This is a genomic window from Desulfotruncus alcoholivorax DSM 16058, assembly GCF_000430885.1.
GTDB lineage: Bacteria > Bacillota > Desulfotomaculia > Desulfotomaculales > Desulfallaceae > Desulfotruncus > Desulfotruncus alcoholivorax.
On the sequence record NZ_AUMW01000011.1, the window covers coordinates 71,769 to 94,346 of the forward strand.

At 46.9% G+C, this 22,578-nt stretch carries 25 protein-coding genes; 4 read left to right on the plus strand and 21 right to left on the minus strand.

Annotated features, from left to right (window positions below; genetic code table 11):
- The 9 genes from H569_RS0106235 to H569_RS19425 form a co-directional block, all read right to left on the minus strand.
- Window positions 1-1,098, minus strand: a complete 1,098-nt coding sequence (locus tag H569_RS0106235) for a cupin domain-containing protein (RefSeq protein ID WP_027364299.1) — start codon at window positions 1,096-1,098, stop codon at window positions 1-3.
- A 32-nt stretch (window positions 1,099-1,130) separates the two neighbouring features.
- Window positions 1,131-2,669 (minus strand): DUF3794 and LysM peptidoglycan-binding domain-containing protein, encoded by a 1,539-nt coding sequence (locus H569_RS0106240; protein ID WP_027364300.1) that lies wholly within the window; start codon window positions 2,667-2,669, stop codon window positions 1,131-1,133.
- 172 nt (window positions 2,670-2,841) lie between these two features.
- On the minus strand, window positions 2,842-4,392 hold the full coding sequence (locus H569_RS23445; RefSeq protein ID WP_051273352.1) for a CAP domain-containing protein: 1,551 nt from the start codon (window positions 4,390-4,392) through the stop codon (window positions 2,842-2,844).
- A 410-nt stretch (window positions 4,393-4,802) separates the two neighbouring features.
- On the minus strand, window positions 4,803-5,195 hold the full coding sequence (locus tag H569_RS0106255; RefSeq protein WP_027364301.1) for a hypothetical protein: 393 nt from the start codon (window positions 5,193-5,195) through the stop codon (window positions 4,803-4,805).
- A gap of 54 nt (window positions 5,196-5,249) precedes the next feature.
- On the minus strand, window positions 5,250-5,720 hold the full coding sequence (locus H569_RS19415; RefSeq protein WP_157833472.1) for a chymotrypsin family serine protease: 471 nt from the start codon (window positions 5,718-5,720) through the stop codon (window positions 5,250-5,252).
- A 104-nt stretch (window positions 5,721-5,824) separates the two neighbouring features.
- Window positions 5,825-7,462, minus strand: coding sequence for a recombinase family protein (locus tag H569_RS19420; RefSeq protein WP_034629738.1), 1,638 nt, complete (start codon window positions 7,460-7,462; stop codon window positions 5,825-5,827).
- 23 nt (window positions 7,463-7,485) lie between these two features.
- Window positions 7,486-7,650, minus strand: coding sequence for a hypothetical protein (locus H569_RS22450; protein ID WP_157833473.1), 165 nt, complete (start codon window positions 7,648-7,650; stop codon window positions 7,486-7,488).
- A 123-nt stretch (window positions 7,651-7,773) separates the two neighbouring features.
- Window positions 7,774-8,652, minus strand: a complete 879-nt coding sequence (locus H569_RS0106270) for an Rpn family recombination-promoting nuclease/putative transposase (RefSeq protein ID WP_309294774.1) — start codon at window positions 8,650-8,652, stop codon at window positions 7,774-7,776.
- 86 nt (window positions 8,653-8,738) lie between these two features.
- Window positions 8,739-9,338, minus strand: coding sequence for a replication-relaxation family protein (locus H569_RS19425; protein WP_238492482.1), 600 nt, complete (start codon window positions 9,336-9,338; stop codon window positions 8,739-8,741).
- A gap of 192 nt (window positions 9,339-9,530) precedes the next feature.
- On the opposite strand from H569_RS19425, the gene H569_RS0106280 reads away from it, so the two are divergent.
- A complete protein-coding gene (locus H569_RS0106280) occupies window positions 9,531-9,818 on the plus strand; it encodes a hypothetical protein (protein ID WP_027364303.1) in 288 nt (95 codons plus the stop codon).
- 52 nt (window positions 9,819-9,870) lie between these two features.
- Here the strand turns inward: H569_RS0106280 and H569_RS19430 are convergent, their stop codons facing one another.
- From H569_RS19430 to H569_RS0106295, 3 genes are all read right to left on the minus strand, one after another.
- A complete protein-coding gene (locus H569_RS19430; protein WP_081410893.1) occupies window positions 9,871-11,757 on the minus strand; it encodes a type IV secretory system conjugative DNA transfer family protein in 1,887 nt (628 codons plus the stop codon).
- A 4-nt stretch (window positions 11,758-11,761) separates the two neighbouring features.
- On the minus strand, window positions 11,762-12,205 hold the full coding sequence (locus tag H569_RS0106290) for a helix-turn-helix transcriptional regulator (protein ID WP_027364304.1): 444 nt from the start codon (window positions 12,203-12,205) through the stop codon (window positions 11,762-11,764).
- Window positions 12,206-12,296: 91 nt separating this feature from the next.
- On the minus strand, window positions 12,297-12,500 hold the full coding sequence (locus H569_RS0106295; protein ID WP_027364305.1) for a helix-turn-helix domain-containing protein: 204 nt from the start codon (window positions 12,498-12,500) through the stop codon (window positions 12,297-12,299).
- Between the two features lie 75 nt (window positions 12,501-12,575).
- Here H569_RS0106295 and H569_RS23325 point away from each other — a divergent pair, with 75 nt between their 5' ends.
- Window positions 12,576-12,812, plus strand: a complete 237-nt coding sequence (locus tag H569_RS23325; protein WP_257720094.1) for a helix-turn-helix domain-containing protein — start codon at window positions 12,576-12,578, stop codon at window positions 12,810-12,812.
- 18 nt (window positions 12,813-12,830) lie between these two features.
- The gene (locus tag H569_RS21220; RefSeq protein WP_051273357.1) at window positions 12,831-13,208 is read left to right on the plus strand and encodes a hypothetical protein; all 378 of its coding nucleotides are present in this window, start codon (window positions 12,831-12,833) and stop codon (window positions 13,206-13,208) included.
- A 16-nt stretch (window positions 13,209-13,224) separates the two neighbouring features.
- On the opposite strand, the gene H569_RS21225 is transcribed toward H569_RS21220, so the two are convergent.
- From H569_RS21225 to yabG, 3 genes are all read right to left on the minus strand, one after another.
- Window positions 13,225-14,145, minus strand: a complete 921-nt coding sequence (locus H569_RS21225; protein WP_051273359.1) for a hypothetical protein — start codon at window positions 14,143-14,145, stop codon at window positions 13,225-13,227.
- A 115-nt stretch (window positions 14,146-14,260) separates the two neighbouring features.
- Complete coding sequence (locus H569_RS19440) at window positions 14,261-14,740, minus strand: hypothetical protein (RefSeq protein WP_207637527.1); 480 nt, start codon at window positions 14,738-14,740, stop codon at window positions 14,261-14,263.
- Between the two features lie 59 nt (window positions 14,741-14,799).
- Window positions 14,800-15,678, minus strand: coding sequence for a sporulation peptidase YabG (yabG, locus tag H569_RS0106320; RefSeq protein WP_027364308.1), 879 nt, complete (start codon window positions 15,676-15,678; stop codon window positions 14,800-14,802).
- Between the two features lie 132 nt (window positions 15,679-15,810).
- Here yabG and H569_RS0106325 point away from each other — a divergent pair, with 132 nt between their 5' ends.
- Window positions 15,811-16,623, plus strand: coding sequence for a glycosyltransferase family A protein (locus H569_RS0106325; RefSeq protein WP_027364309.1), 813 nt, complete (start codon window positions 15,811-15,813; stop codon window positions 16,621-16,623).
- Between the two features lie 141 nt (window positions 16,624-16,764).
- On the opposite strand, the gene H569_RS0106330 is transcribed toward H569_RS0106325, so the two are convergent.
- The 6 genes from H569_RS0106330 to metG form a co-directional block, all read right to left on the minus strand.
- On the minus strand, window positions 16,765-17,235 hold the full coding sequence (locus H569_RS0106330) for a ribonuclease H-like YkuK family protein (protein WP_027364310.1): 471 nt from the start codon (window positions 17,233-17,235) through the stop codon (window positions 16,765-16,767).
- Window positions 17,236-17,260: 25 nt separating this feature from the next.
- On the minus strand, window positions 17,261-18,124 hold the full coding sequence (gene rsmA / locus H569_RS0106335; RefSeq protein ID WP_027364311.1) for a 16S rRNA (adenine(1518)-N(6)/adenine(1519)-N(6))-dimethyltransferase RsmA: 864 nt from the start codon (window positions 18,122-18,124) through the stop codon (window positions 17,261-17,263).
- A gap of 91 nt (window positions 18,125-18,215) precedes the next feature.
- Window positions 18,216-19,214 (minus strand): 3D domain-containing protein, encoded by a 999-nt coding sequence (locus H569_RS23055; protein ID WP_051273361.1) that lies wholly within the window; start codon window positions 19,212-19,214, stop codon window positions 18,216-18,218.
- 233 nt (window positions 19,215-19,447) lie between these two features.
- On the minus strand, window positions 19,448-19,984 hold the full coding sequence (gene cobO / locus H569_RS0106345; protein WP_027364313.1) for a cob(I)yrinic acid a,c-diamide adenosyltransferase: 537 nt from the start codon (window positions 19,982-19,984) through the stop codon (window positions 19,448-19,450).
- A gap of 108 nt (window positions 19,985-20,092) precedes the next feature.
- Window positions 20,093-20,884 carry a TatD family hydrolase gene (locus H569_RS0106350; RefSeq protein ID WP_034629742.1) on the minus strand — a complete coding sequence of 264 codons (792 nt, stop codon included), beginning with the start codon at window positions 20,882-20,884 and terminating at the stop codon, window positions 20,093-20,095.
- A complete protein-coding gene (gene metG / locus H569_RS0106355; protein WP_257720096.1) occupies window positions 20,885-22,468 on the minus strand; it encodes a methionine--tRNA ligase in 1,584 nt (527 codons plus the stop codon). It abuts the gene before it with no gap.
- Window positions 22,469-22,578 lie beyond the last annotated feature (110 nt).

The window sequence follows — 22,578 nt, forward strand, 5'->3', positions numbered from 1 at the left end:
TTAACCGGTGTAATACTTTTCATAATACTCGTTTTGAACCCTGGTGCACTCCAGCATAACATTGCCGATCAACACTTGGGCGGTATTAACAGCGGTATTGGGATCAAAGTTGAACCTTACCAGCGCGCTCTTGGCTTCTTCCGGCGCCATGGCATTAATACAGTACCTGGTCCTGGTATTATCCGGAAGCTGGCTGGCAGTCCATGACTGGGATTCACTGGTCACCACCCTGCCGGCCCTGTCATAGAACACCAGCTCGGCTGTCAGGGTATAGGCCGATTGGCCGGCTCCAGTTGCAGCCTCATCCGTTACATCAAAGCACAGCCGGTATGTCCCGGTGGGAACAATACCCTCGTTGACGGTCTGGAACAATGAAGCTGCTCTGTTGGCTACATTGCCCAATTCAGCGCCTGCTGTACCTTCACGTATGACATTGCTGGCACCCCAGAATACGGGAGTGGTATCGGTTGCCCACGATTCCAGGTTACCGTCCTTCAGCAGGTTAACCCCCTTAACACATTTTTTATCAAGCTGTGGGCAAACATTAACGAAAACTTGCCTGTCTTCCACAACTTTTATTTCAAAAATCATTACGCCGGTCTGCTGCAGCCTCGATCCCCTTCTCAAATCCCAGCGCATATCAATTTTTTTGTGATGTATTTTAACATAGACATTATTTTCATTGACCACAGGCTGCGGCACATCCAGAGTTACGTGGTCGGCAAAAGGAATATCCTCCCCGACGTGTTTGACAACATCATTTTTGTCAACATAAAAGATTTGCTTGTGCAGCGTTCCGCTGACCAGTATTTTTTTAACCACCGGCTGCCTGTGTTCGCTCCAACGCCAGCCGAAGCGGTCCCAACCTTCTTCTTCAATTACACTAATCCACCTATCGCCGTTTTCATGTATGAAAATCGGCCTGGCATCAAATTCTTTCAGCATCGCGTCAATGTGATCCACCTTCTGAGCCAGTTCAGGCAGAGTAGCAACGTTATCAACTATAAATTGAATTTCGGTATCGGCTAAAACTACCGGAACATTGACTTTCACGCATAATACATTTTCCGGCTCACTGTAGAAGTACTCTATAGGCATAAATTGAACCTCCTTATAAAATCAAGTAAACATTAACCCTTGGCCCCGCAGGGGATTTGAATAACCTGGCCAACCTTTAAATTGTTGGGGTCAATACCCGGATTATGGGCTATAATCTGGTTGACGGAAGTGCCGTACCGTTTTGCCAGTTCGTACAGGGTATCACCGGATTTGATGGTGTAACTGATCACCTGGCCAACCGGACACTCCTCTTCTTCCCCGACAATCTCGGCACAAACCTCTTTGCGCATCGTTTCGGTAACCCTGGCCTTGACCTTGATCACCGCTTCAATATTGACATCGCAATCTGCAGGTTCCGCATCAATATATTCAACAACAGGTTTAACATCTACATCCATGCCTGCCTCAGCGCCCTTGATTTCCACAAAGGTGCGGAAATTCAGCCGCTGGTGCATCGCGTGCACAGCCTGGTCCGGTTTCATGGATACGTAGATAATTTTGACCTCGACATAGCCGCGGGTGATTACCTTGTTTTTGATGATTTTTTTCTCTGTGACTTTTGTTTTATCGATGGTCACGTTGAGCACTTTTTCCGGGCAGGGTTTGGCGTCAGGGACTGCAAAGTTTTCCCGGACTACTACCTGTGAGCTCTTTTCACCAACCAGATGTTCAACATTCAACTCAACGGTTTTTACCGTAGTTCCGGCACATCCTGTAACGACCCTGACCTCCCTGGGCTCGGTAACCCTGGCGTCCAGCTTGATGACGCAATCCGCCGAAAAGTACGGGTCACCTTTTATTTGTACATCGCAATTTTCAACCGTTGCATCCACCACAGCATCCATGTCCGGCTTTGCGCCCGGCACTTCAACATAATCGGTAAAAGTAATTGTTTTGTGCATATCATGCACACTTTGTTCCGGTACCGCACCCACATACATAATTTGCAGGGTGATTTCCCCGTCAATAATTACTTTATCAGCCACAATCTTAGTGTCGGTAATTGTAACAGTTGAATCAACGTTCAAAATTTGTTCGGGTTCCGGTTTCTCGGGTGGATTGTCAAACTCGTCACTTACGATAACCTGGGTGCTTTCCTTACCCACCACGTCATCAATATGAATTAAATCATAATCAGCTTCCATATTGCCGGGCACTTCGACCAGCACATCCACATCCTGGGTTTCGGTGACCTTGGCTGAAACATCCAATACCGCCGTCACATTGTATAATCGCACGTCTTTATCGCTGGGAACAAGCCTGGCATCCTCAACTGCAACATCAACCTTAACGTCCATATCCGGCAATGCGCCCGGCAGATCGACATAAGCAGTGAAGGGAACCTGCCCGTGCATCGAATGAACTGATTGCGCCGGTTCAAAGGCAACGTAAACAACATGAAGAGTTATCAACCCCTCAACCACTACTTTATCCGGTAAAAGGCTGGTATTTTTTACGGTGGCCGTACTATCCGTGGAAATAATCTGCTCTACGTCCGGCTTGGGATCAGGTATTTTAAAGGTCCCACGCACTACCGTTTGTTGCGAATTTTCACTAACGACTTGGTTAACCGTAATTCTTTCCTTAACCGGTGCATTATTAGCAGCCATAAAACTTCCCCCTTTCAAGAGATTTCTATAATAATATATGAGTGATTTATTAAAATGTGCAGAATATCTTGTATGAAGGAGCAAAAGGAAGGAGCAAAAGGAAGGAGCAAAAGGAAAAAAAAGAAGGATTTTACATCCTTCTTTTTACTTATATGGATTTTTTTACTGTCCTTTACGGTTTGATAAACATTTGAACTAACATTTTTCCATAAGGTCCCCCATCCACAACACCAATTCCAACTTCAGTAAAGTTCGGGTTCAATATGTTGCGCCGGTGTCCCTCTGAGTTCATCAGGTTGGTATGAGCTGAATCCACCGTGGGGGCGCCGGCGAGGTTCTCCCCGGCGTAGCTGTAACTTACTCCATACTTTTGCATCATCTCAAAAGGTGACCCGTAGGTAGGAGAATTATGATCGAAATAATTGTATTTGATCATATCCTGCGCTTTCATCCTGGCCAGTTTAACTAAATTTTCATTAATTTTCAACGGGGTTACACCGTTCGCTGCTCTTTCCCGATTAACCAGTCGGAACATTTTTAATTCATCCGCCGTTAAAATATTAGTTCCAAAATTTTGGTCAGCCCCGGAAGTTGGGCTTGGACTGGGAGCAGGGCCCGGTGCCGGAGCCAGGTTAGGACTGGGTGCAGGCTCCGGTGCCGGAGCCGGCTTGGGCCGGGGAGCTGGAACGGAACTCCCCCCGCTCTGGCCACCGGTAAACATTTGCACAACGTACTTGTAGCCGCCGCTGCCGATGATGCCGATACCGACCCGGTCATAGTTCTCATTTAAAATGTTCGCCCGGTGTCCGGAAGAATTCATCAAAGCGGTGTGGGCTCCGTTTACCGTAGCTGCCTTGGCCAGGTTTTCACCGGCGTAGGAGTAGCTTATGCCGGCATTGCGCATCATTTCAAACGGTGAACCGTAAGTTGGCGAGGTATGATCGAAATAATTATTGTCAATCATGTCCCGGGCCTTTTGTCGAGCTAATTTTAACAGCGAAGAATCCATTTGCAGAGGTTTAATACCCTGCTTGGCCCTTTCGGTGTTAACAAGCTGCAGCATTTGCTGTTCGTCGGCCGTATACCCGGTATCAGGCTTAGGGGCGGGATTTGGCTGCGCACCGGTGCCGTTACTGCCCTGGCTGTTACCACCGGCAGAAGGCGTGTTTGAATCGTCCTTTAGGCTGTCAATAAACACTTCCACAACGTAGTAATTACCATGACCGTCTGCCTGGCACCCAATACCCAGCTGGTCAAAGGCCGGGTTCAGGATATATGTTTTAGTAGAGCTATAACGCATGAAATATTTATGCGCTGAGCCGGGGCTGCCGACCTTGGCCAGATTTACTTTGACTTCCTGGTACTTCACCCCGGCCTGGCGTAACATGTCCTCCATAGTGCCATAGGCAGGAGATTGATAGGATAACTGCCTTCTGGACGCCATATCTTCTGCCTTCACGCGAGCCATTTCAGTCAACATAAGATTTGGCACCAGTTCTGGAACACCGGCTTGTTTTCTGGACCCGTTAATAGCTTCAATTAATTTTGCTTCATCAGTTGATAAATTAACTGTCTCAGTGCCGGCTACTACTACCGGTGAACAAGCCGGCACCCCTTTCCCGTTAAAATTCTCACTGCCCAGTGCCGACACGGCCATAAAAACCATAACCAGCACTACCAGCAGCGCGGGTATAACTTTGGCCCAAGTTGTCCGCGAGTGCAAAACTCACACTCTCCTTTCCAATGTCAATTTTTTGCACCATACCCGAGATCAAATACAATGTGTCTGTCCAAAGTATGGAGATCTGATTAATCGTACCAGAACAGATTTACTATAGCAAACCGGGTAATATAATGATTACCTCCAAAATATATGATAAACCTGCAATTTTTGGTTTACTAACCTTCTTGTCTAAAAAAACGGCAGTATGGTTATTTTTGGTGCACTTTATTCACCAGCGCTTGTCCCCGGGCTAGCTCGTTCTTTGAATAAAGCCCCTACGCAACCCTCCGGCAGCACAAAGCACCGCTATATGATAGTTTTCAGGGGGGGACTCATTAATACAAACAACGCGCGCGTCAATCAGTATATTGCGCACGCGTTGTTTGCCAGAAAATGCCCATAAGGTCGGTTTACCCGGGTGAATAAAGCACGGCCCCCATACCCTCTGTCAGGGCCAGACACGAAAGCTTTCCGTCCGGTTCATCAAAAAAACAGGTCAGAATAAAAAGATTTCTTTTTAATCCCCTCTTAAACCGCTGCAGCATTAGTTCATCCAGATTACTCAACGTTTCCAGCGCCATTCCCGTGCCCTTGATCACCAGGGTATATCTGCCATCCGATTGTTTTAAAAAGCGTATACTGCACCGGGGGTTTCCCTTTTTTTCCCGGGAAAGTTGGTCAATCATGCCCAAGTAACTTTTTGCCACTTTCAGTGCATCCCCCTTACTGGGCAAGCGAGGGCCTATAGCCGGAATATCGTTAAGGAACGTTAATGCAACATCATTCGTTTGGTATATTTTCACGATAAGCAACCCTCCCCGGCAAATTGACCCCGGGTCTAAAAAGACATGGACTAATCAAAATTCAATTTGAAGTAAATCCATGACATTCTGGATCCGGTTAAATATGCAATAAGTATCCGAGCCGGCAAAAAGCAAACCTACGGCCCTGTTATCCTGATCCAATATGAGAGAGCCACTGTCTCCGGGCTTGCAAACCAGATCAGAAACCACCTGATCACTGAACCAGCCCGCCTCTTCGTCGGAGAGATCGACCTTTAAAGTTACCCCCCTGGCTGTGATTTCACCACTGGTAACTCCGCTTGACCGGCCGCTTTTTTGTACCACCACGCCTTCTTTAATTTCACCTACGCCCGCAACCCGCCCGATTTCAAGTATTCTGTCGTCTATCACACCGGGGCTGACCGGTTTAGCCACAGCACAGTCCACCATGTTCGCAGAACGGGTAAGTTTGTAAAGCCTTAATTCATACGAGGGACGTATAATTTTAATAATACTGTTGCCGATACCGGCCGCCTTTGCCGCCACAGAGCACTCCGGCTGTTCATATTCCCTGACCAAAGGAATAAACCTGTATAATTCCGCAACCTTATCAGCATCTCTGCCGCCGTCATAAGGGCCGGGTTGTAACCCTATATTGAAAAACTATCGCCGGGGGACAATTGCTTTTGGACCACAGGCATTACGTTATACAGGATAATCACTTTGCCGGTCATTTTAACCAGCTGATTCTGACTAAATATCAAATCCAGTCCAAACTTTTCAATGACTTTTGCGCTGATTTTTTCGCCTTCCTCAAGCACAATGATTTTTTTAACGTATCTTTCCAGAAAGGCCCTATCAATGTCGCTGGCATCCAGCTCCAGCCTCATGTTGTTAATTTTGCCGATATCCTCCTTAATTCGTTGGAGATCAGACATTTGGGCCTGCAATTTATTCAGCCGGTCTGACAACAGACCGGCCTCTTTTTTCAATATGGCACTGGTATCCAAAAACATTTCCTCCGAAATAATTCCTTTGAGTTTATCCAAATACAGAGTTTGCTGCTGCCGCTTGATACCGGCAAGGTCAGCTTCCAATTTTTTTGTTTTAGCGGTTATGTTTTCATCATTAGCAACATTTTGTTTAAATTCCTCAATCAGTTGGTAATGAAATGAAACCCCTTCGGCCATATGCCGGATGTCATTGACAATGAAATCAACCAGTTTTTTTTCCTGGATATAATGACTGGAGCACCCGCTGCGGCCAAACCTGTTATACCGGCCACAGATGTAAGATTTTCTCCTGTATACATGACATGTGCCGCAAGCCGCGCAAACAATGAAACCGGTGAATAGATGCGGTTGACCGGCCATGTTTTGTCTTGGGCCGCCCCCTTCCTGCCACCGCTTCATTCGCACCTTTTGAGCCAGTTCCCACACATCCCTGGTAATAATGGCTTCGTGGGTGTCCTGCACGACAATCCATTTATCTTGATTTTTTCGCCTGGTTTTGCGTGATTTGAAGCTGACCTTTTCGCTAACCCCCTGCACACTGTCGCCGCAGTATACCCTGCTGGTAATAATCCTCCGAATGTGCTGTTCATCCCAACGGTCGGATTTTGGTTTATTGATATATCCTTTCTCTTCGCTGGGTGTTGGAACACCCTGGTCTTGAACGTAATTCGCCAATGCCCGGTACCCCCATCCTTTTATGTATAGGTCAAATATTTTCCGGATGATCTCACGGTAGCGCTCATCCACTACTAATTTATTTTTTTCCACTTGTGACTTTTGGTACCCAAAAGGCGGTCGCCCCAAAAACTCTCCGTTCTGCATCTTTTTTTTCAAGTTGTAACGAACTTTTTTACTTATGTCCCGGGCATAGTGTTCATTGTACCAGGTCTTAATGCCAAGGATTCCGTCATCGTCTCGGAAACTGTCATAATTATCCGTAAGTATTATCAGCCGAATATTTTTTTCAGCCAGAAAATTAATATATGTCAAAGTCTCTGCGTTGTTGCGGCCTAACCGTGAAAGGTCCTTTATTACAACCGCTTTGATACAGCCGGCATTAATATCATCGGTCATTTTCATCAGCCCCGGCCGGTCAAAATAAACTCCCGAAAGATCGTTATCTACATACAATTTAAATTGGCCCAACCCGTTCTCCAGTACATACCCTTTCAGTAAATCACACTGCGTTTCAAGACTTTCATCACGCTCACCGTTTTCATTCACAGACAGACGGGCATATATGGCCACCATCCTTGCATCAGCAACAGCAGTCATAGAAACCTCCCAAAATATTTAATTTACTTTCCTTTAATTTGTGAACTACGCAGCGCCTGGTTATTTAAAACATGTTTCAGCTTTCGATACGCCAGGAACACCAGCATATCACTTATATTCTTGTCACCGCACATAATTGAAATATGTTCTTGATTTTCCACGATTTGTACAGCCTTTTTATTCGCCATTTCAACACCTCCTGTCATACAATATGCGTAAACTAGATTGAAAATAAGTTGTCCTGTAATGAAACAAAATTAAAACCCCCGGAATAATTAATTCCGGAGGCTTAATTTATGCACCTAATTAACTTAATTAGGCATTAATTCTTTTAGTGCTATTTCGAATTCTTCCATAGTCTTTGATTTGACCGCCCGCCGAAGAATTCTTTTAAGCAAGTCTTTGTCATTAACTGCAGACAGGCTTTCTTTAATCCAGTTCGGCCTTTGGCCGGTGTTCTCTTCAAGAGTTTCTATTATGGATTCAACAATACCTTCGCCAAGATACTTAGCTTTCCATTCTTCCCGGATGCCGTCAAACAATGGTAGATTTTCTATTTTAATCACCTCCAGCACCTTTAGAATTAAATCTTTGGGAAACCTCAACGAAGACAAAGCAGCCAACGCAACGTACAAAACATCCCTGTCGCTATCGGATTCGACTTCTTCATCAAACCGCCGGGCGCATGTCTCAAGGACTGCTTCAGGCGGATCTTCCTGTTTCATTAGTGGAGCCAAAGGCAACAGCTCCACAGGTCCTTTATACAGAAAGTCCTGGCCAGGCATGTCTTGTAAATTTAACTGTCGGTAGTTAAATTCCACCACCGTTAATTCCAGGCAATCTATAGCGTAACGTCCATCCTGCCGTCTATCGCTGCCGGTAAGGTTAATTACCACCGGATAAACAGGCCTTTGGTGCCGCCGGTGGTGCATGGCTACATATTCCAGCAAGCGCCTGGGCATTTCCTTATCCGGACGGGCCTGAAACTCCACCAGCATTATGTATTCGTAGCCATCTTCATTAATTTTGTACAGCACATCTGAGCTGCGCTGCACTGCCACCGCTTCTTTGTCGGCATCCCGAACAGCCTCTACCGACACTTCAATACCCCGGACAAAGGCTGCGATTTGTTGACTATACCGCCCGGCCAAGGCCTTGATAATTAAATCATACTCGGCCAAGGACATCATCCCTTCTAAATTTAATTATAGCATAAGAAAACTATTAGCTAGAAACTGTATTTCATGTAGCTACAATTTTTCCAACCACCTCGTTCCTAACTGCCGCCATATCGGGAGCTTGGGCTAATTGCAAACCCGTCCACCTTCTCCCGGATCTGCGCGGGTGTATACTTCCCGCAATCAGTTTCAACAAAAACCTCTCCGCCATCATCACTCACATAAGAAGCATCCGGCACAACATCACCGCCCCCGGCATAGACCTTATTTTCAATTTCCAGCGCGTCACCGGTACGCCAAGACTCCCGCTCACTTCCGGAAAGATTAAAATAAACATCATTGGTCCGCACCTGGTGCACCACCTCATTTGCCTTGCCCGGATGAGTAAAAACAATACTCCTATCCAACCCAGGCCCCTCGGGGCCGGTGGCCCAACGTTTGCCCTTATTGTCCAAGCTGTACACCCTAATATCCATACCGGGTTTTTCCCCGGCAACCGTATGCTCAGTAAGATAACCCGCCTTTTCAAGCTGCTTTAATCGTTCCTCGCAGGTCCTTTCCTTGGCATTTGGCCAATAGGCTTTTTTCACTTGTTCGAAAGACAGCACCCGGCAGCGGGTCAGGTCGGTAAGAGTAGCTTGATCCCGTTCAGTCAGCTGTTTGGCTTTGGTAATACGTGCGATAAAAACCACCTCCATTCAAATTCCACAGCGTCGTGGAGTTTGAGTATAAACGCATCCCCACCACTAAAAGGGCGAAGCCCCAAAGGGGGTCCGGGGGAAAAATTCCCCCGGCGGGGGATAGGGGATTCTAAGGGGAAAGGGGGCAGCGCCCCCTTTCCCCTTACGCGCCGCAGCGGTAACGTTGGGGCGCGGGAGCAGGCCGGGTGAGTGCGAAGCACGAACCCCGAAGGCCAAGGCGGCAGGGGCGAAGCCCCCTTGCCGAGCGAAGCGAAGGTGCCGCCGAAGGCCGGAGCGCCGCCTAGAGTCCGTGCGAACGATAGTGAGCTACGGACTATTGGCGGGGGGACTGCTCCAACTCCAACGGGCAATGCCGCAAGGCGGTCATTGCCCGTTGGAGAAATACTGCAACAGCGCGGGCTAAAGTGTACCAGTGCCTCGAAGAACGGATACGAAGAAAGCACCCGAAGCGAAGCGGGGGGCTGCACTTCGAGGTAGAACTTCGAGGCGCTAAATACAATAACTGCCTCACATGGCAGTTATTGTACCGCTATAAATTTACTTCTACTGCTTCACCAAAGCTATCCCAGATACCATTCTTTACCAAAATAACCTGTTTTTTATTGCCCGGTACGCTGGAATTTTCATTGGCTTCTACACCAATATTTTTGTCTTGGACCAATTTCAGCTTAGCAATATTTACAAATTTTGCAATTGTATTAACTGGTTCCGGACTCTGTTCCGGAATTTCCGGCTCCGGCAGCGGCAGTTGTTCCAGCCGGTCTTTTTCGGCTTTGTAAATCAGGTAGGAATGATTGGCCAGCATGGCCAGCTGCCCGCGCCTGATGATCACCGATTTGCCCGGGGGCATGGCTTTAAAAAGATTCGGGTGCAATAAAGGCACCTCTATTTCGGTGTTGTTCTTACCCACGGTGTTTCGCTGGTTGTTTCCGCTTTGTATCAGACCACTGGTCATGGTTTTGTTTTCGCTCCAGCTCGTGACGGTATGCAGTACTGTACCGGTATATTGCGAAAAGAGTTCAGCGTCAGCCGGGGTGTCGGCATTAAAAATGATTTTGGTCCTGGTGTTCACCTGGATGGTGTTTACAAAGTCGTCACCCACCGCCTGCAGGTCACCCATAGCCTGGTTTGCCAGTATCAAGCTGTAGTTGGCGCTCCGCACTTTTGAGATAACGTTCCGGAACGCCTGGCAGGCCATGTTCTGAAATTCGTCTATGGCTATGATTACAGGTCGGGACTGGGGCGTTCTAAAGGCCGCCAAATATTGCAGGTCCTGAGCGATCATTTTACCCAGGGCCGAGCAAGCCTCCGGTGCCAGGGCGGACTTGAGGTCGAAGTACACTACGTCCCCGCGCTGCATTATTTTTGCCAGGTCAATATCAGGCCTGGCTGAGTTGATCTGCCCTAACTCGCTGTACGGGGTCAGCGCGGCGGTCAGGCCCTTGATCTGGTTTTCATCGACATTTTGGCCGGTTAGTTGGAAAACCAAACCCGGGTTTTGAAGTATACTGTGTATGTCGGCCAGGGTATATTTCACTCCCCGGGCATCCAGCGCCGTCAAAAGCGGGATGAATGTCGCCTGCTGCACATAGCTATAGAACTTCGCCTCACCGTGGAATACCAGCTCTAATGCTGTCATTATACGCTCCACTTTACCCAGGGCAGTACCGCTGGCCAGCGGGTTGTAAGTGTTTGTTTTTTCCCGCGGGTCCAGGGTGAAAATGTAAAACTTTTTGCCGTTTGCCCTGGCTTCCCGGGCTAATAGTTGGATGGCCTGCCGGTCCTCTTTGAAGTCGATGACGACCAGGGATGCACCTTTGCGGACGGCTTGCGTGCAAAGGGGTGTAACACCAAAAGCGGTTTTACCGGTGCCGGAGCCGCCCATGATGTGAATGTGCTCCGTTATGCTCGCAGCCGGTACGGTTAAGGGCCGCAGTTTATCGTCCAGGCCGAGGAAGTACCGGTCTTCCGGGGTATTGACCAGGTACTTGTTGATGTCGAATTGTATTTTTTTGAATCGTATTTTCCGGATGTCCCGGTGGTCGCCGGTGTCTTTTTTAAGCCGCTTTGCCCAAATGGCAATCACGCTGGCCAGGGCCATAATCCCCAGGATGCTGTTTAGATATAGCCAGAGGGTAAGCACTCCCGGGTTGGACAGTTTGTCCACGTCAAACAGCCAGGCCCGGGCGACGAACAGCGGGTGGTGCCAGTACCAGGTAGCCAGGCTCAAATCAGGTGACTTGGGAAAATGCTTCAATCCTTCGGCGTATGCTATGATATATGCCGCGGCAGTACCCAAAAGCAAAACATCTAGAATATACAGGATCAGCAGCGCCAACAATACCAGGACGGCCAGCGCAGGCCAGCGGTATTTTGCAGGGAGCTGTAGGAACCGGTCACGAATTTTCTCCAGCATGCATTCAGCACCTCACTGCTTTTATTGCTGCGGGTATTCCGCAGCCTGGAATTTTACTGGTATACTGCCCCAGGCTTTTGTCATATTCATAGGCGCTTCCGGCCAATCTAAGCCAGCCGTCTTTATATATCCCTCGTTTTCCTACCCTAAGACCTGCGTCAATTGAGTTAACCTTTGCATCTATAGCCTGTTGCCGTTCCATGTATGGGTCATATGTGCCACAGGTGAATTTCTTTCTGCCAGCTCCCCGCCTTGCTCCACCGTGACCGGCAGCCGGTGGTATGTTGTATTTTTTGCGAAAGGATCTGAATGTCCTTACGGATACATCCAGCTCAGCAGCTATTTCCCGGTCTGTTTTTCCTGCCTGCAACAGTTCAAATACCCTGGCCAGGTCAATATTTTTTTGCGGCCTGCCGCGTTTCTTTTTTGCAGCTTGATTATGGGGCATACAAAGCTTCACACCCTTCCGTTCCGCTTCTTTCTCAGTCTGCCGAACCGTTACTTTTTACTGATTCTGTGTTAAAATTTCTTGATAGACTTTACTGTTGATGCTGTTTGGATTCAGCCAACAACTCACTGGCTGGGATGCCGAAGAATTGTTCAAGGCGTTGAGCTACTTCCCATGAGGGGTTACGACGACCAGACTCTATATTACTTAGATGCCCAGGGCTAATTTTTAAAATCTTTGCAAGTTGCTCTTGGGTAAAACCTTTTGTTTGTCGCAGGTAGATTAACTTAACCATAAATACCTCCATAAACTTTTCTTTGAGAAAAGCCCTATACTTGTTATACTTTTCCCTAAGAAAAGTATCAAGGGGTTGATTATAATTTTTTCTCGTGATAAATTCTCATATCGCCTAAAAGAGCTCAGAAAATCTAGAAGTGTAAAACAAAAAGAGCTTGGCCAAATTGTGGGGTTAGCAGAATCGGCTATCAATAATCTTGAGAATAAAAGAAGATCCCCTAGTATAGAAATTGCCGTTGCCCTAGCCGACTTCTTCGACGTCTCCCTGGATTACCTGGTGGGCCGCTCCGACGATCCCCGCCGGCATTAAACCGAAAGGAGAACCAATATGGACAACGACAAATTTCAAGAGTTAGTGCTCCAACAATTTCAAACCATGGACAAAAGATTTCAATCTATGGACAAGCAATTTCAAGCCATAACAGAAGAACTCCAAGCCCTAAAAGAAGGCCAAACTCGCATGGAAACCCGCATGGACAAGCTTGAAAAATCCCAGGACATACTGGCCACAGAAGTTATGTCACTTATATCTAAAACGAATGAAATTGACACCAAATTAACCAAGCTGGCCATACGCGTCGAAAACGCAATCGAACCTCAAATCAACGCCTTATTTGAAGGACACAAGCAACACACTGAACAACTAACCCGCATTGAAGAACAGGTCAGCAAGCATGACGAGTACATTTTGAAGCGGATTAAATAGCTGTAATACAACAATCTCAATTCATGTAAAGTGACTTAATCAATTCTATCTTACGCTCGGCCTCCGGGCTATCCGGCCCCCTGGTTTGCGCTTTTTTCCGGCCTGCTTGTCCACCGGGCGAGGCCCTTTTGGGTTGTTGCTGTGGCTGCCCGGGCAGGAGAACGTAATCATCCCTTAGCGCAGCAATAAGAAAGCCCGGAGCATTTCGGGTTTGAACGCTTCCGAGCATTTGGATTTTCTCCTTCACTTTTTCTCTACCGTATTCATCGACAAGCTTTCGAAGCAGCACCGTAGGTATCTTTACACCGCAGGCTTTTTCCGCTTGCTGCTGAAGTTCTTTGATGTTGTTGTCTGGTTCGCCAGCAGGTGAGCTTTCGGGAATACTATCCTCTCGACATTTTTCGACAGTCGTTCCTTCAACAACAACAGTATCTGTAGTATTCTCTGTTGTATTCTCTGTATAGATAGTATGCGACTTTGGGGCAATCTTGTTTGCACGATTCGTACATTCTAGATTGCCCCTTTCGGGCATACTAGAATGTTCACTCTCGTCTTCCATATTTGGCGAATTTGGACCATTTGGATCAGAATTTTTAAATTTCCTGTAATATTCGCTTAAACACTCTGCCAATCTCTCCAAATCAAGCCGATAATATAATCGCGCTGGCTGCCCCCGGCGCTGCTCATGTAATATTCCTTTTTCAACCAGTTTTTTTCTAGCCGTTTCTTGCTCTTTTCTTGACAGGCCAGTTTCTTCGTACCATTCGGATTGAGTTTTATAAATCCATTCATCGTTGCCACGACCGGTCCAGTAGAGTAATTGCGCTAAAAACACACAAGCCGTAACGCTCTTTAGCATTTTAGCGACGTCCGGATGATAAGCCACCGGCTTGTCCATCAGTAGACCAAAAATAATTGCTTTGCTTTGATCAGTCACCAGGGTGAACCTCCTTGATTCTCTTTGAAAAATAAAAAACAACAAAGCTTTACGCCTTGTCATCAATTGCCCCAAGTGATAAAATACTTCTCGAAAGCTGGTTTCCAACCGGCTTTCAGCTATTTTTACGGTTTTTCAATATAGGGTCACAGCCGCCGGGCTGTAATATTGGGTCACCGATACCGGCCCTTCCATCTTTTCCGTCACTTCCGTTTGCCAGAATATGATTATTAGATAGAATCAGCTTCTCACCTGTTTTTCGGTCCTTAACCACGGCGCCAAAGGTGCCTGCAGTTATTTTATAGTGTCCAATACTGCTGCCCGGTACGGCAGGTCGCACTTTTTGCGGGCGCTCCAGCAATTTAACCCGGCCAATCTCAATCACATCGGTTTCCAGGCCTTTTACTTTACCCGGCACCCTGTGATCCCGGTGCAAAGCTCCGACCGGCAGCTTTTTCTCAACAAATACTATAATAGCGGGCTTATCGGTTCTGGTCATGCCAACCCGCTTATATCCAACACCCACACCCCTTACGTTAGGTAAACCAAGTATATGGTGGCGCACTTTTTCCAGGGTGCGATAATGCCTATCCATATCACTCCCTCCTTTGCTGATGCCATTTTATGCACGGGAAGTAAAAATGGTTACCATGGTTAATAAGGGGATCGCGGAACGCCAAGCCTGTGTTTACCTCGCGTTTCCATGCCGCCGATACCTTCGAAGCCCGTTATGGTGCCGGTAATTACATCTTTAAGAGGAATTGGATCATAAATAGAGGTGTAAGCTACTTTTTCAACTACAAAAACCGGATCAAATGCATGAATAAGCACTCTTTGAGGCGAACTGGCAAAATTTGCCCCAGCCTCTAAAATTGCCTCATAATGACTTTGGCAGGCCCCGGCAAATATCACCAGATCATCCCTGCTTTTTTCATAACGGCGCGCTGCCTTAACCGCATTAACAAAATTTAAAGAATTATAGTAATTGTTTATATCTGAAAAATCTTTTGTACCCTTTTTAAAGCCGTCATGCCCTGTTAATACCAATAAATCCGGACGGTGCTCTTGCAATAAGTCAAAAATTTTTTCCGCCTGCTCACGTTCGGAGATTTTATATCCGTCAGCCGGTATGCTTAGCTGGCGATAGGTGGTCATGCAAAGATCCAGGTATTCGCCGTCGCCGTCCACATGCAAAACTCTGCCCGGAATATCGAAGCTCTCCACCTCAACTGGTGATTTATGAGCTTCCACAGACCGCATTAATTGTCTTTCCCGTTCCTGTTTGCGCCGCATAAATACCCGCCGCATCGCCTCGTGGTTTTTAACCATAGCCATGCGCCAGTAATCGGCCACTTTAGCTGATTCAATTTTTTCCAAATCTTCAATTGGGGCAGTTGCACAAAGGCGCATATCAAGTCCGTTTAAACGTGCCATCTTTTTATCATTGTCTTCGACAATATCCATTATTTTAAAGTAGATATCCAGCCCGTAAGACTTTCGCCCAACCACATCACCAACTTTTAATTCTCCCATAGGCAAGCTCCTCCAACTTTTTTTCCATACTATGACTATTCCGGCTCAAGATGTGAGTCAACATAGAAACTTTTTTGGGCATTTAGCATAATCTGGAATAACCTGGCAAATAATTCGAAAGGGGCCGTGGATATGATTGTGGCTATAATACCGGCCAAGAACGAAGCGAAAAACCTTAAAAAGGTTATCATGAAATTGCCATTGGATTCCATTGATTTAATTATTCCGGTACTAAACGGTTGTACTGATGATTCATTAGAGGTTTTGAAACAATTAAACTGCCCTGTACTGGCACCGGTTATCTTTAAAGAATCTCTGGGGATTGACGTCCCCCGTGCCATAGGTGCAATAATTTCAAAAAAGATGAACGCCGAAGGGTCTCTTTTTGTGGACGGAGATATGCATGGAGTTGAAACGGAGGTATTAAAGAATTTAATTCAAGCGGTTAAATACCGGGATACCGATTTAGCCCTAACCAATTGTTACCCTGATTATATTAGCACCCAATTAAGCCCAACTGCGGCAAGTCTGATTGAAATGCGGAAAGATCTGAACCGCCATCTAAAACTATTTGATAAAATCAGCTCAGCTACACCTTCTCATGGTCCCCATGCAGTATCGAGAAAATTGCTTAAACTGGCTACACCATACGATTTCTCGGTACCGCCTCTCTTATTGTCAAAATCAGCCGAGGCCAACCTAAAGGTAGCGGTCGCAGCTGAAATACCTCACCTGTTGCTTGGTTCCACGTTAAGGAGCTATGATCACGTTGATAAAATTGCTGAAACAATTATTGGAGATTGCCTTGAAGCACTGACCAGGCAGAACGGAAGACCGGGAAACAGAGTCAAGGAGGGAAAGGCATACATCGGATACAATAAAGAAAGGCGCTTTGACCTTCTTGAACAATTTGAAAAGGGAGAGATCAAGCATAACTTTTTTTAGATATAAAAATACGGCCAACGAACAAGCTTCAAATAAATGGGAGCTTGTTCGTTGGCCGGCAGTTCAATTAATATGCGGCTATAAAAAAGGTGCTGTTAGTTTTACCTGCTTGTCCACTTTCGTTTTGCATTATTAATACCATTACTTTGTGTGTTTATCAGCAACGCTGGATGCGCCGTAAGCCTCAGGTTTAATTTTTGCCTGAAACCCGCTGCCGGTTACCATACCCACAACTTCTTTAATTAAACTTTTTGTTTCCCCTTGTAAACCAACATCAATATGAATTTCCACCTGTAATTCCGCAAAGCCGCTTTCTGAAAAAAACTTCGCTATTTGCCCGCCTAATTCAAGACTTAAGGCTGTTTCATAAAAAACCTTCTGCCTGATGCTTTTAATTTTTCGATGTTTTATTTTGCGGTAATAATACCTTGCTCCTTTACCCAGCCGGTGCACCACAACGGCAGTAATAAAACAAGTTTCTTCCCTGACCATGGAATCCGTGCCGATAATAATTTTATACGATGATAAAGGCAAACCTTTGATATATTCAGTTATGTCCTTCATCATTTTATCAAAGGAAAGCCTCCCTTTTGAGGGGCTGATAAAGACCAACAGGTCCATCTCCTTTTTGTTACAGTTACTTGCGACGGGTATATATATTAGCCAGTAGAGCGAATTCCCCCAGGTCCAAAGTTTCTCCCCGGCGCGAGGGATCTATTCCCGCCTCGTTGAGCATACCCAACCAGTCTTCCCTGGAAAGTTGCTTATCTACTCCACCAAGCGCATTAAGCAAAGTTTTACGCCTTTGCTGGAACGCCGCTCTTACCAGAACAAAAAAATTATCCCTGTTTAAAACGCTAACAGGAGGACCATCCCGTACATCAAGGCAAACAACCGCCGAACCGACTTCAGGCTTCGGAATAAATACCGTTCGGGGAACCCTGAATGCTGTTTCCACGCTGGCATAATAATTAACAGCAACGGTCAGCACCCCGTATTCTTTGCTTCCCGGCATTGCCGCCAGCCTGCGGGCTACCTCCTCCTGAACCATGATTACAATTCTGCCGACATTAAAACTATTTTCAAGAAAGTGCATAATTAATGGTGAAGTTATGTAATACGGCAGATTGGCAACTATTTTATAACGCTCAACAGGACCGGAGCACTCCCCGACCAGCCGGTTAAAATCAATTTTTAAAGCATCTGCTTCGATTATCGTTACATTATCATATTCGGAAAGTGTTTCCTCCAGAATAGGCAACAGGGTGCTGTCAATTTCCACTGCTATAACCCTGCCCGCCTTTTCCGACAACCTGCGGGTGAGGGAACCGAGACCTGGACCAATTTCAACTACTGTATCTGTTGGTTTAAGACCAGCAACCTCAACAATTTTTTTAATTATATTATCATCAATAAGAAAATTTTGTCCAAAACCTTTTTTTATTCTGAAATTATATCGACCCAGCAAATCCCGGACTAAACCCGGTGTCAGGGAACCCATATGTCTCCTCCGCTTCATTTTTTACACTACCTATTATATTAACCGATTTAAACCTTAAGTCAAAAAAAGAGGGGTTTTTTTACCCTCTTTTTTAATTCAGCAAGTAAACTTTTACATTTCGCCTGCCCCAACTTAATGCCTGGCTTCTGCTATCCATAAACACGTCAATTCTATTCCCCTTGATTCTACTACCTATATCCGCCGCCTGGCAGTACCCGTAACCCTCAACATACATTTTGCTGCCCAGTGGTATTACCGAGGGGTCCACCGCGGCCACCCCCACCCTTGGTGCAATACCGGTGTGAGTGTTTCTCCCTGTATGGGTGTATGCAGTCGCTACCATGTTTAACGCTTTGGAAAACCTGATCTGGTGGCCGCCCCGGGAAACTGTTTGAAGCGTTCCCAACCTGATAACCCTGTCTACAGGCTGCTGAACGATATTGCTGGCCAACAGTCGTTTTTCTGTTTCCCTGCCGTTTTTGAAAATAATTTCCCATTTTTTAACCGCTAAGCCCTGGCTGCCCTCTCGAACAACCTTGACTACACCCCTAACCAGGTTGTTATCTTGTTCACGTTTGATCTTATTTGGTATCGGAACTTTTTCTTCAATAATTCCGGTAGTGATTTTATCCACCTGTATATCCATACCTTTCTTAACCGGTTGATCAACTGCGGGATTGACGATATCAAGTTTACTTAATGTTATTGCGTTTTCTTCCAGCACCTCATCCACAGTAGCGGCAGCAGTGATCACCTTCAATTTGTTATCCGCTACCTGTAAAGTAACCGGCACAGCCTTCCTTACCGTTACAGTCATATTATCTTCCAACTTTTCTGTCAACCCGGGATAAACCCTGTCCTTTTCGCCCAACCTGACGTCATTCTCATTAAGCAGACTGTTAACGTCAGAAGCAAAAGTTTTTACTGTAATCTGTTTTCCGTCTACCACAAGGTTTATACTTTTTTTGGAAGCATTATAGGTTAGCAAGATCACGGTCGAAAGAATGAAAACCGCCGCAACAGCCGCTACACGCCTCACAGCAAAGTTGGCGGCTGACGCATTACTTACCATTTTTTGATTAATGCTCATTTTTACCTCCTCAAGGGTACCGACAACAGACCAACTGCCCAGCTTAAATCTTTGGTGCACTATAGACTGGCAATTTAAATTATTCGCCAAGTTGCAGCTTGTTTCCTGCCGGTATATTTTTTTATTTTTTCCAACTCCTTCTATATATATGAAGAAGGTTTATAAAAATGTTCATTCCTTGGGAGATTTTAAAACAAAACAGCCGCCCCGGGGCGGCCATAATTAATGATAAACTAAAACTCTATTCCCTTCTGGGCAGGTATACCGGCAGCATAAGGGTGTTTTACCTCGCGCATTTCCGTAACCAGGTCGGCCAATTCCACCAGCTCTTCAGCCACGTTTCGCCCGGTAAGCACCAAATGCATCCCGGGCGGTTTGGATCTAATTACATCAATAACGTCCTTTAATTCCACCAGCCCGTATGATAACGCGTAATTTATCTCATCCAGGATCACAAGGTCATGCTCGCCTGCACGTACAGCCTGTGCGGCTTCAACCAATGCCTTTTGGGCAGCGGCCCGGTGTGCTTCCAGCCCGTCACCGCCGGTATCTTTTATAAAACCCTCTCCCATTTGGCGCATCTCAAAATTTGGCCCTAATTTTTCCGCAGCAATTAATTCACCATATTTCCAACCGCCTTTAATAAACTGCAGCACCAGCACCTTCATCCCCTGCCCCCAGGCGCGCAGGGCCATACCTAAAGCCGCGGTTGTTTTTCCCTTGCCGTTACCGGTAAAAACCAGCACCAGTCCCTTTGTCTCCTTGGCCAACCTTAACCCCCCATTCTTATTTAATAATTTATTGAGATTGCTTCGTCGCTTCGCTCCTCGCAATGACAAACTATATTTTCATCCCCATCTGATGCCCGGCATTGTGGCCTACCCTGAAAATTGTGGTTCTATTTTAAACAGTTTAATGGCGTTGGAAGTGGTATTTTGGGCTATCTCTTCCAGGCTTACCCCGCGCAGTTCTGCAATATGCTCGGCAACATAGCGGACAAAAGCCGGCTCATTGCGGCGGCCCCGGCGGGGCTCGGGCGCCAGGTAAGGACAGTCGGTTTCAATCAGCAGGCGATCCAGCGGCACCCGGACGGCAATTTCTTTTAATTTAACGACGTTTTTAAAAGTAACCGGCCCGGCCAGTGAAATATAAAAGCCCATTTGCATACATTCCCTGGCCATCTCCCAGCTGCCGCTGAAACAGTGCATCACCCCGCCCGCCTTACTTATGCCGTCTTTACGCAGTATGTCCAGCAAATCGCCAAAAGCGTCCCGCACATGAATAATTACCGGCATATTTAATTCCCGAACCAGGGCCAGCTGTTCCCGAAACACCTTTTGCTGTATTGGTCTCGGGGATAGGTCGCGGTAGTAATCCAGGCCCATTTCCCCCAGAGCAACCACTTCCGGCCGGCGGGCCAATTCAGCCAGCCTGGCCAGGTAGTCCGCGGGAACGTCCTCCGCATCGTGGGGGTGAATACCCACAGAGGCCCGTAAACCCGGCCGGTTTTTCACCATAGCTACAGATTTTTCCGATGAATTAATATCAAAAGCTATACATAATGCGCGGGTAACACCGGCATCAGCCATCCGGTCAAACACGTCTTCCAAATCGCCTGCAAACTGTTCGTCGTACAAGTGCGTATGGGTATCGAACAGCTCCAATGACATTTATTCAGCCTCCAAGGTCGCAGGATCAATACGCGGGAATAAGGGCTCGCCGCGCTTCAGGACCGTGCCCGGAGGCAATTTGCCCCATTGCAGGGAATCCCAGCCCTGCAGGTCAGGGCGATCTTCTATCCCCAGCAGCGGCCAAGCCCGGACCGGCAATCCCGGCATAAACGGCGTAATCATCACCGTAGTTATACGCAGCACTTCAGCCACATTGTATAGAACGGTATTCAACCGGCCTTGTTTTTCGGGGTCTTTGGCCAGCGCCCAAGGGGCCGTTTCTTCAAGGTACTTGTTGGCCCTGCCTGCCAGTCGCAGTATTGCCGCCAGTGCGTTGGAAATCTCCCTGCGGTCCATGCATTCTTCCACGGCCACAGGGGTCTTTTCCGCCAGTCCTATAAGCTCGGTGTCAGGGCCCTCCGGTGCACCTGGCGCCTCCAGTCGTCCTTTAAAATACTTGTTCGCCATGGCACAGGTACGGTTGAACAGGTTGCCGAAATCATTGGCCAGGTCCTGGTTGATTCTGTGCACCAGGGCCTCCTCCGAGTAATAGCCGTCAGCGCCAAAAGGCAATTCCCTTAGCAAATAATACCTGATGGCATCCACGCCATATTTGTCAATAAGCACCAGGGGGTCCACCACATTACCCTTGGATTTGCTCATTTTACCGCTCTCCAATAACAGCCAGCCATGCCCCACAACCTGCTTGGGCAGCGGCAAGCCTACAGCCATAAGAATTATCGGCCAGATAACGGTGTGAAAGCGTACAATATCCTTACCCACAAGGTGAATATCCGCAGGCCAGTACTTTTGATACAGTTCATCATTTTCTTCCCCGTAACCCAGTGCGGAGATATAATTGGTCAAAGCGTCAACCCAGACGTAGATAACATGTTTTGGGTCGAAGGGCACCGGAATGCCCCAATCAAAAGTAGTTCTCGAAACGCATAAATCTTCCAGCCCGCTTTTAATAAAACTGATCATTTCGTTGCGCCGGGAAACCGGCTGGATAAACTCCGGGTTGTCTTCGATGTGTTTGAGCATCCTGTCTGCATACTTTGACATTTTAAAGAAATAGCTCTCTTCCCTCAGCAGTTCCACCGGCCGCCCGCAGTCCGGGCAATTGCCTTCTTCAAGCCGGCCTTCCGTCCAAAAGGTTTCACAAGGGGTGCAATACCAACCTTCATAACCGGACTTGTAGATATCACCCTGGTCATATAGCTTTTGAAAAATCTTTTGCACCACACGCTTATGTCTTTCCTCGGTGGTCCTGATGAAATCATTGTTACTGACGTCTAATTTTTGCCACAAATATTGGAAGCCGGCTACTATTTTGTCGACATATTCCAGGGGCGTTTGTCCTCTTTCCCGGGCTGAACGCTCTATTTTTTGGCCATGTTCATCGGAACCGGTCAAAAACCAGACATCATAGCCGGTAAGCCTTTTATACCTGGCCATAGCATCAGCGGCCACTGTAGTGTAGGCGTGGCCAATGTGCAAATTGTCGCTGGGGTAATAAATAGGTGTTGTAATGTAAAAAGTCTTCTTGTCAGCCATGATAAACTCCTTCCTGTCCTGAAAAATTGTGTTTTGAGGGCCGGTGGTCCCCGCCGCGCGCTGCGTAAATTTCCCTTACTGTCATTGCGGGCGTAGCGAGATTGCCACGTCGCTTCGCTCCTCGCAATGACAGACCA

What these genes read in the sequence shown, in the direction of transcription:
- H569_RS19420 (WP_034629738.1), bottom strand. Translation starts at nt 7,462, where the DNA reads ATGACTGCTGTTGCTGATGCAAGGATGGTGGCCATATATGCCCGTCTG.
- H569_RS21220 (WP_051273357.1), top strand. Translation starts at nt 12,831, where the DNA reads ATGGACAACGACAAATTTCAAGAGTTAGTGCTCCAACAATTTCAAACC.
- H569_RS0106290 (WP_027364304.1), bottom strand. Translation starts at nt 12,205, where the DNA reads ATGCCCCATAATCAAGCTGCAAAAAAGAAACGCGGCAGGCCGCAAAAA.
- H569_RS19425 (WP_238492482.1), bottom strand. Translation starts at nt 9,338, where the DNA reads ATGGAGGTGGTTTTTATCGCACGTATTACCAAAGCCAAACAGCTGACT.
- H569_RS0106325 (WP_027364309.1), top strand. Translation starts at nt 15,811, where the DNA reads ATGATTGTGGCTATAATACCGGCCAAGAACGAAGCGAAAAACCTTAAA.
- H569_RS19430 (WP_081410893.1), bottom strand. Translation starts at nt 11,757, where the DNA reads ATGCTGGAGAAAATTCGTGACCGGTTCCTACAGCTCCCTGCAAAATAC.
- H569_RS23055 (WP_051273361.1), bottom strand. Translation starts at nt 19,214, where the DNA reads ATGAGCATTAATCAAAAAATGGTAAGTAATGCGTCAGCCGCCAACTTT.
- H569_RS22450 (WP_157833473.1), bottom strand. Translation starts at nt 7,650, where the DNA reads ATGGCGAATAAAAAGGCTGTACAAATCGTGGAAAATCAAGAACATATT.
- rsmA (WP_027364311.1), bottom strand. Translation starts at nt 18,124, where the DNA reads ATGGGTTCCCTGACACCGGGTTTAGTCCGGGATTTGCTGGGTCGATAT.
- H569_RS0106295 (WP_027364305.1), bottom strand. Translation starts at nt 12,500, where the DNA reads ATGGTTAAGTTAATCTACCTGCGACAAACAAAAGGTTTTACCCAAGAG.
- H569_RS0106270 (WP_309294774.1), bottom strand. Translation starts at nt 8,652, where the DNA reads ATGATGTCCTTGGCCGAGTATGATTTAATTATCAAGGCCTTGGCCGGG.
- yabG (WP_027364308.1), bottom strand. Translation starts at nt 15,678, where the DNA reads ATGGGAGAATTAAAAGTTGGTGATGTGGTTGGGCGAAAGTCTTACGGG.
- H569_RS19440 (WP_207637527.1), bottom strand. Translation starts at nt 14,740, where the DNA reads ATGGATAGGCATTATCGCACCCTGGAAAAAGTGCGCCACCATATACTT.
- H569_RS0106240 (WP_027364300.1), bottom strand. Translation starts at nt 2,669, where the DNA reads ATGGCTGCTAATAATGCACCGGTTAAGGAAAGAATTACGGTTAACCAA.
- H569_RS0106235 (WP_027364299.1), bottom strand. Translation starts at nt 1,098, where the DNA reads ATGCCTATAGAGTACTTCTACAGTGAGCCGGAAAATGTATTATGCGTG.
- H569_RS0106350 (WP_034629742.1), bottom strand. Translation starts at nt 20,884, where the DNA reads ATGTCATTGGAGCTGTTCGATACCCATACGCACTTGTACGACGAACAG.